8 protein-coding genes are annotated in these 8,532 nt (G+C 40.9%); 2 read left to right on the top strand and 6 right to left on the bottom strand.

Annotated features, from left to right (window positions below):
* The coding region (locus BMZ99_RS22420) for an IS3 family transposase (RefSeq protein ID WP_139214794.1) at positions 1 to 247 on the top strand (247 nt) is incomplete at its 5' end.
* Between the two features lie 104 nt (positions 248 to 351).
* Here BMZ99_RS22420 and BMZ99_RS22415 read toward each other — a convergent pair.
* Positions 352 to 1,707 carry an FMN-binding glutamate synthase family protein gene (locus tag BMZ99_RS22415; RefSeq protein WP_090943161.1) on the bottom strand — a complete coding sequence of 452 codons (1,356 nt, stop codon included), beginning with the start codon at positions 1,705 to 1,707 and terminating at the stop codon, positions 352 to 354.
* A 125-nt stretch (positions 1,708 to 1,832) separates the two neighbouring features.
* Positions 1,833 to 2,291 (bottom strand): YmaF family protein, encoded by a 459-nt coding sequence (locus tag BMZ99_RS22410; protein WP_090943158.1) that lies wholly within the window; start codon positions 2,289 to 2,291, stop codon positions 1,833 to 1,835.
* A gap of 326 nt (positions 2,292 to 2,617) precedes the next feature.
* Between BMZ99_RS22410 and hydG the strand changes: the two genes are divergently transcribed.
* Positions 2,618 to 4,045, top strand: coding sequence for a [FeFe] hydrogenase H-cluster radical SAM maturase HydG (gene hydG, locus BMZ99_RS22405; protein ID WP_090943155.1), 1,428 nt, complete (start codon positions 2,618 to 2,620; stop codon positions 4,043 to 4,045).
* A 70-nt stretch (positions 4,046 to 4,115) separates the two neighbouring features.
* Here the strand turns inward: hydG and BMZ99_RS22400 are convergent, their stop codons facing one another.
* From BMZ99_RS22400 to BMZ99_RS22385, 4 genes are all read right to left on the bottom strand, one after another.
* Positions 4,116 to 5,396 (bottom strand): ammonia-forming cytochrome c nitrite reductase subunit c552, encoded by a 1,281-nt coding sequence (locus BMZ99_RS22400; protein WP_090943153.1) that lies wholly within the window; start codon positions 5,394 to 5,396, stop codon positions 4,116 to 4,118.
* The gene (locus BMZ99_RS22395) at positions 5,389 to 5,862 is read right to left on the bottom strand and encodes a cytochrome c3 family protein (RefSeq protein ID WP_090943150.1); all 474 of its coding nucleotides are present in this window, start codon (positions 5,860 to 5,862) and stop codon (positions 5,389 to 5,391) included. Before BMZ99_RS22395 ends, BMZ99_RS22400 begins: the two co-directional genes overlap by 8 nt.
* Positions 5,863 to 5,923: 61 nt before the next feature.
* Positions 5,924 to 8,128: a cytochrome c biogenesis protein CcsA gene (gene ccsA / locus BMZ99_RS22390; protein WP_090943147.1), complete on the bottom strand. Its 2,205-nt coding sequence runs from the start codon at positions 8,126 to 8,128 to the stop codon at positions 5,924 to 5,926.
* Positions 8,128 to 8,508: a cytochrome c maturation protein CcmE domain-containing protein gene (locus tag BMZ99_RS22385; protein ID WP_090943144.1), complete on the bottom strand. Its 381-nt coding sequence runs from the start codon at positions 8,506 to 8,508 to the stop codon at positions 8,128 to 8,130. Before BMZ99_RS22385 ends, ccsA begins: the two co-directional genes overlap by 1 nt.
* Positions 8,509 to 8,532 lie beyond the last annotated feature (24 nt).

The following is an 8,532-nucleotide window of genomic DNA, read 5'->3' as shown; positions in this document are numbered from 1 at the left end:
GCTGCAAGCCGCAAGAATGAAGCAAAGCATGTCTAGAGTGGCGCACTGTATTGATAACGGTCCGATGGAAGGTTTTTGGGGCATTCTAAAACGTGAAATGTATTATGGGTACAAATTCACCAGCCGGGAACAGCTTGCGCAAACTATTTCTGACTACATCTACTATTACAATTACCAGCGTTTACAGCGTCGTTTGTCTGTCATGACACCGATGGAGTTCCACCAACAGTACGCAAAGGCTGCATAAAGAAATGCTGCCCACCATTTCGGTAGACAGCAATCAAATTCTTCTATTTTTTCATTGTCCTCTTGACGGGGTGCACAGCATATTTAAGAGGGGCTAATCACTGCTTACTTTTCTGTTTTTTTTCTTTCTTCTCGATGGCTGCCTGCATAGCGAATAGCAGCAAATTCCGCCAGGTCTTTTTCTACAGATACCAAATCACTGCGGCTTAACTCTTTAATGCTTTCTTTTCCTACAGCTTGTACAGCAAGCTGCATTTCACTCTTGCAAGAAGACAGAAAGTTTGCCAGGTGATTGGCAGCTGCGTCAATGTGAAGCTTATCCGTTAACTTGCCAGTATATAATAACATTTGTGAAGGCGGTGCTTGTGGCAGTGCTTTTGTGATTTGAGTATGTAGCGCAGCCAGCAATGCAATCGTTCCAATATAAACTGCATCCGCGCCTAGAGCTAGAGCTTTTAGAAAGTGACCTGGAGTTGTTAACCCGCCAGCAATAATTACACTAAAACGGTCACGTAAATTATTTTTTACGAGCCAATCAATCGTTCGTACAAGTGTATGGAAGGTTGGCAATCCTACATTGTCTTGTAAGGTTGGATTCGCAACTGCCGTCCCTCCCTCCGAACCATCCACGACAATATAATCTGCCTTTGTCTGAGCGATAACCGCCAGTTCATATTCAATATAGTCCGTACCAGCTATTTTAACTCCTATTGGAACATCATACTGCGCTTTCATATCATCGACCATTTTAATATAATCTTGCGTCGAATTTTTTCCAGGCATACGCGCATATACAGTGGCATCTTCACCTTTTTTTAATCCCCATGTATTGCGCAGATGCCCGTCAATATCTTCGGCTTTCATTGTAGAATCAACTGCACCGCCCCAAGCTCCCTGACCTAATTGAATTTCAATCGCATCCAGCTGCTTCAGCTGTTCTTGACCACTCAATTGACCCCCACGATGGTATTGTCCAATTAAAAATCGAGCTGCACCCCGTTCTTCTTCAGTAACAGCAGACTCCCCTGTATTGGTTGAAGTCCCGACCATCGTTGCTCCTTTCGCTAAGGCGATTTTTATCGGCAAACTTAGTGACCCGCCATAAGACATTCCTGTAATCATAATAGGCAGTTCAAGCTGTAGAGGTTTTTTAGCCTTCGGTCCAATAACCGTTTTCATGCTAATTTGGGTATAATCAGAAGTAGGTAATTCAAACAATTGCTTTGGATTCAGCAGCAGCTTATCCCACGGAGATAAAACCACAGGACTGCCTAAAGGTCGTGCCAATTCTTTGCCAGCCTCGGCACGCATAGCAGCTTCCATCATAGCTCGAGGCGATAACTTTTCTGTTGCTGTAACCATCAAGAAGGGATTGTCCTTATAATCCTCCGTAAACATTTTTGCCATTACTTCATCCATTGAGGGATCCATGAGTTTCATCATCATCCAGCTTAATAACATCGTAACACCTCCAATATTTAGTATGTATATTTAGGGCCTATTTTATAACCAAACAACTTTAAAAACTTTATCGCAGTAAAGAAAAAACGAGGGATGGAAATTGCTTGCCATCCTCTCGTTCTATTCTAGTTATATTCTTCATCATCAGGGCGTTTATATTTATATTTACAGGGTTTTTTATCCTCCTCATCCTCATCCACACATATATCGGGTCCTAAACCAGTAACATCAGAAAAATTATGACAATGACCATCATTCATGCTTGTACGGCCTTCAAAATAATGAGTATGCGTGCCATCAGGCATAGCGATGGCACGATCTGTCATGATATCTACCCAATGCCAGTGCCCACTTGAATTCTCAGCTAAAAAAGATGTCCGCGTACAAATTTGATGAACATGTGAACGTCCTTCCACCCTAGCAGGTCCAGTAACACCTAAAAACATATGCTGATGATCATCTGAAACATCTGTTTCCGCAGTATATACATGTACATGGACATTATCCATATCCTCTTCATTGCTGCTTATTATATATTTGTCGTCATGATTCACCATATATTTTCGCTCTCCATCAATAAGCATGCTCTACACACCTCCTATGATTATCCATAATATTATATGTCGAAGGCTTTTATTTGTTCTCTATATAAAAGTCCTTCATATAAAATATATTAGATTTTCACAATTTGAGTCCTCCACAAGCAAATGATTCCAAACTATTTCTTGCTATAATAACAATAACTTTTCTTTAAAACTATATATTCTTGTTGAAAAGTATTATATAATGATAGTCAAAATTAAAAACATGTATTCATATAAATCCGCGATGAACAAAGCAGGGATTTATCATACACAAAAGCTAACGACTGATCCTATCATATCAGTCGCTTTAGAAGGAGGCCATTTAATTGATTTCTAATAGAGAACGAACACCCGATGATTTTATTAATGATGAGGTAATTCTTAAACTGCTCCGGGAAGCGAAAACAAAAGCTCAGGATAAAGAACTCGTTAACCGTATTATTGCAAAAGCTGACCAGTACCATGGTTTATCAGCATCTGAAGTAGCTATTCTTTTAGAAGTGACTGATCCAGATGCATTGGAATCTATGTACGCTGTTGCCGCTGATATAAAACAAAAAATTTATGGCACACGCATTGTATTATTTGCACCACTTTATATCTCCAGCCACTGTATCAATGATTGTTCATATTGCGGCTATCGCAGCGGCAATCCAAGCCAAGTACGCCGCCATCTATCCATGGCTGAAGTCAAACAAGAGGTAGAGATCATTCAATCCTTAGGTCACAAGCGATTAGTGCTTGAGGCTGGCGAAGACCAAGACAATTGTTCTATCGACTATGTTGTCGATACCATTAAGGAAATTTATAACGTAAAGAATATAAATGGCAGCATACGCCGTGTTAATATTAACGTTGCAGCTACCACTGTTGACGAATACAAAAAATTACAACAAGCACAAATTGGCACCTATATATTATTTCAAGAAACCTACCACCGTCCAACCTATGGGATGCTGCATCCTTCCGGTCCAAAAAAAGATTATAACTGGCATACTACTGCCATGGATAGAGCCATGCAGGCAGGTATTGATGACGTTGGTATCGGGGTACTTTATGGACTTTATGATTATAAATATGACACGATTGCCATGTTTTTACATGCTGAGCACTTAGAAAAAGCATTTGGTGTCGGACCTCATACTATCTCAGTACCCCGACTCAGACCAGCTGACAGTATCAATCTTGAGACCTTTCCCCATCTTGTGAACGATGAAGACTTTAAAAAAATCATTGCTATCATTCGCTTAGCAGTACCTTATACCGGAATTATTTTATCAACTAGAGAGCATCCTGAGCTAAGAGACAAGCTTCTTACCTATGGTGTTTCACAAATTAGTGCTGGTTCCTGTACAGGTGTAGGCGGTTATCAAGAAACACAAGAAGATTCTGTCGCAGCAAAGGGCGCCATGCAGTTTGAAACAGGGGACAATCGTTCTCCAGATGAAATTATCTCTATGCTATGTGAAAAAAATTATATACCTAGCTATTGTACAGCTTGTTATCGTCAGGGACGCACAGGTGACCGCTTTATGAGTTTAGCTAAAAGTGGTGAAATACAAAATGTTTGTTTGCCTAATGCTTTATTGACTTTTAAAGAATACCTGCTTGACTATGGTGATGATGCATTAAAAAAAATAGGTGAAACAATGATTACCAAGAACCTTGCTTCAATACCTCAGGAAAGCGTCCGAATTAAAACCACCCAACGACTAAAAGAAATTGAAAATGGTGCTCGTGATTTATACTTCTAGATCACGACCATTTTTATAAAAGGTTAGGAGAGACCACCAAACCGGAGGCCTCCCCTAACTTTTTTCTTACTTACAGCACATTGATCCCTGCTGCCAAATTGGCTGATTCAATAGCCTGATGAGCTAATTCATTAGCTTGACCAAGAGTCGTCATCGTCTGATCGGTATTATGAAAGCCCATACTATTTTCAGCTGACACAATGTCCCACATCCACTGCGCTTTACGCACTAATTCTCTAGCTTTGGCAAGCTCAGCCTGATTGACATTTGGCGTATCACCAGCTTTTCGTATCGCTTCATGAGCTTTAGCTACGTTTAAGCCTGCAGTATGCTGCAGCAAGAAGGTTTGATCTTGAATTGTCTTAACTCTTTCGGATAACCACTCTGTTCCTTGACTGTGACATGGAGAACAAGAGGCATCAAGAGTCTTTAAAGGACTTGTAATAAAATGAGAGGTATATTTCTGTCCATCTTTACGCATATACGGCATATGACAATCGGCACATGATACCCCAGCTTTACCATGGGTACCATTCGCGAATGTTTCATAATCAGGATGCTGCGCTTTTAGCATTGGTGCTTTAGAATCTGGATGCTCCCAATCCTGAAGGAAGTTATTTGGTTTTTCAGCATAATAAGTATACATTTCCTCCGGCTTAAAGCCTTTGTCCCAAGGAAATACTACTCGCATGCTGCCAGGCTCAAAATAATATTCGGAATGGCATTGAGCACATACATACGTACGCATTTCCTCTCTTGTTGCCTTACTCAAGTCGATTCCCCGCCGTTCTTGTGCCTCAATAAATGCTGGATTAATGACACGTAAGTTCATCGTTTCTGAGTCATGACATTGGGCGCAAGTAACAGGATGTTTGCTCCTCTCTAATAATTCCCCTAAAGGTTTATTGGCATATCCCCAGCCTGCTTCTTTATAAAATTGTTCTACATAGGGAGTCTTACAGGTGATGCACGCACCTTTACTAGCGGGACCAATTCGTTTACTATGAAGTAAGTCTTCTACGGCATATACATGACCCCGATCTTCTGTATAATCTTTACTAAAAGGCATACCTTTAAAGTTTGTGAATATTTCTGGCTGCATGTCGGATTTCTGCACATTCACACTGCCTCCATAACCTGTAGGAGAAGGAGCTACCTCTGCCATCCTTCGATAGCTTTCATATTGCAGGGGATAAACTTTCCCCCATACAGCTGCATCATATTCTCCTGCGGGGATGGGTGAGGCTTTGACTGTTGCTGCCGGCTTGACACCAACACGTACAGCAACAAAGCTAAAAAAAATGACTGCTACACCCAACAAGGCAATTAAGGTCTTTTGCATGTTACTCAACTTTTATTCCCCCTTTGCTCTTGTTCATGCCATGAACTAATCCGCGATGGCATTTCGTACAATCCTCTCCACCAGCTCCCATACCAGTGTTTTGTACTGTAGATTGATGACAGCGCATGCAATTGTCTTCTACGATCGCTTTGCCTTTAGGCGATAACTTCATTGTTGCGGGATAGTCTCGCAAGACTTCATGATAGGTATCATTCATACCGGTCTGCGCTTTGGTAATCATTTTAATAGCAAAATTCTGCTGTGGCAAATGACAGTCGGTACACTTGAGCTGTTTGTGATTCGATGCCTGCCATGTTGCATGAACTCCCTCCATGGAATGGCAACTTCCACAAAAACCTGGACTATCTGAATAAGCATAACCAGCACCTCCAGCTGCCATTCCCATCATCACCACAACCAGGACTACCAGCGCAATCTTTAAAGCATTGCGGTTTAAAAACTGACCAGTATCCAACCCCTCACCTCCTATTTTCACATTTTTCTACCTTATTTTTTTACAAGTCAATTATGTAGTCCTATAAATAGGACATTGACCCCTTTTCGGTACCATCCATTTTCCTTTTAAAAACTCCAAAGCGATTGATTGCTCCCCAGCCACAGCCAAAGGTGATTAAAATTGTTCCTATCCATACTAAATTAATTAAAGGCTTATTACTGATTTCAACTTCAACACTATCTGATTTACTGATAGAAGCGTTATCCAAAAGACCAATGCTTATATTTCCATCCCTAGGATTAACTCCATTAATGACGACCTTATATTGACCAAAAGCCACTACAGGAGCACCTGTAACCACTCCGTTCTTATATACAAGTTCTGGCTGAATTGCTTCTGTTCTTCCCTCTTTTATCACTTCAAAAACGGTTTGTACTCTCATTTCCTGTCCAGTAGAACCTGTAATCATTTTCCAGGAGATAAATTTAATGATCACATCATTTTGCCGACTTTCCTCTCCTGTTGCCAATCGAATTTCTGTAGCCGTATGATCTTCATGTTTCATGACAGGGGCTACATAGAAATCCGCTAGCAATTTGCGGTCAATCGCTGGTTCTCTAGCAGATGGCTGACCTTCTTTATTGTATTTAGTAAAGGCCTGTACCAAAGAAGGCTCGATCTTCTGTTGCCCGACAATAAAATTTTGATAAAACCCACTGCCGTCATTCGCCTCCTCCTTACCTATATATGTAATTTTATTCCCCAGGATTTCCTTAGGTTGTTTGAGAGTTAAGGTTGTCACTATCGACTCATTGGCAGCAGAAGAGACGACAATACCAATTACCATAACGGCTAATCCAGCATGAGCAATCGCTGCTGCCATTTGATCGCTCCTAGCTATAACAGAATTCGTAATTAAAGCCGTAATGGAAAAAATGATTGTTATTACTAACATCGGCTGATATAATCCCAGCTTCAGCGGCAAAGCCAATGACAGCAAACCGATCATTCCCAACCACCAGTACGTCTTTAACGAAATTATCTCATTAGGTTTTTTATTAAACATTGGAGAGATCGTTAGGAGCATAACCAAAGCTGCTGCTAATGGCAGAGACGTGTTATTATAAAAACTTTCACTCACATTTGACGGATTTCCTAATAACATGGTAACCAAGGGGGTAGACATACCAATAAAAACCATTACCGCCATAAGGCTAAAAATCAGTACGCTGCAGCCTAAAGTAAATTCACGGCTGTTGATCTTGGTATATAATTCACCTTCTGGCAAGTCTGGCCAGCGTATGATTAGTAAGGTTAAGCCCAAAAATATAGCAAGGAGCACAAACCCTGCCAGCAATCCGCCAACCCCTTCATCTGCAAAAGAGTGAGTAGAAAAATCACTTAAAACTCCGCTGCGTGTTAAAAACGTTCCATATAGCACGGTTACAAATCCAAAAATACTGGCAAAATAAGCAGATCGAACGGCTGCTGATCTTAATCTTGCCCAGAATAAACTATGTACTAAAGCTCCATTTACCAGCCACGGCACAAGAGAGGAATTCTCCACCGGATCCCAGGCCCAATACCCTCCCCAGCCTAATACTTTATACGCCCAAAAGCCCCCAATAAAAACACCAGCTCCCAAAGCACACCAGGAAAATAAAGCCCAAGGCAATACTGCTCTCATCCACGTTTTATGGTTGTTTGAAAAAAGTCCTTCTAAAGCGTAAGCGAAGGGTACAGCTAGACCAGCATATCCCAAGAAGATAATTGGTGGATGAATAATCATCCAAAAATCTTGTAATAAAGGGTTAAGTCCCACACCGTCTAGTTGAGGTTGTGCCAGCAGCATAAAAGGTCCTTTTGCGAGCAAGACAATCAGCAATATAGCCTGCAGTACGCTATAAACAGCCATAACACCTGGTGGCGTATCGTTCTTTCGCGATAAGAGCAATCCAAATATCACATGAAATACCATCCATAGCATAAATGAACCTTGCTGTCCCGCCCAAAATGCCGATAACTTATACATAAAAGGCAACTCCCTTGATGAATAACTGAAAACATAAGCATAATCAAAGCGATTATCTAAGATTAGATAGAGTAAATAAATTGCTGCAATCCCAGCCAATACTGCAGCCAAGCGATAGCACCGCATACCAACTTTACCAGCTCTCCCCTTTTCTGATCGCCGTGTAACAGTCGACAAATGCATATTAAAATAGGAAAATGCTGCTATACAGGTAACAAGCAAAGCGCAAACGATAGAAATATAGCCAATCATTACTTATTCACACTCCCTTGCGCAGACTGATATTTAGAAGGGCATTTTACTAATAATTTTTCAGCAATAAACTGATCATTCTGATATTTTCCGATAGCCACGATACTAGTAGCCTCTTCTATCCCATCCGGCTTAGTTCCCTTATAGACAATCAATGCCTCTTGCCCCTTCTCATCTTGCAGTTTAAACATTATAGCCTTTTTATCATCCGTCATGACCACACGTTCTGAAATCAATATCCCGCGCACCTGAACACTGCCATTCATTGTTTTGGCTTGAGCAAAAGTGACGTAAGGTGTAAGGGAGCTCTTAAAGCTGATAGCACTAAAGACAAGAAATAGAGCAATAATACCTATACCAATTCCATGTCGTTTTTTCATGAGTCTCCTCCTCGTATTTCCATG

The organism is Pelosinus propionicus DSM 13327 (assembly GCF_900114615.1).
In the GTDB taxonomy this organism is placed as follows: domain Bacteria; phylum Bacillota; class Negativicutes; order DSM-13327; family DSM-13327; genus Pelosinus; species Pelosinus propionicus.
This window is presented reverse-complemented; position numbering and strand designations above follow the sequence as displayed.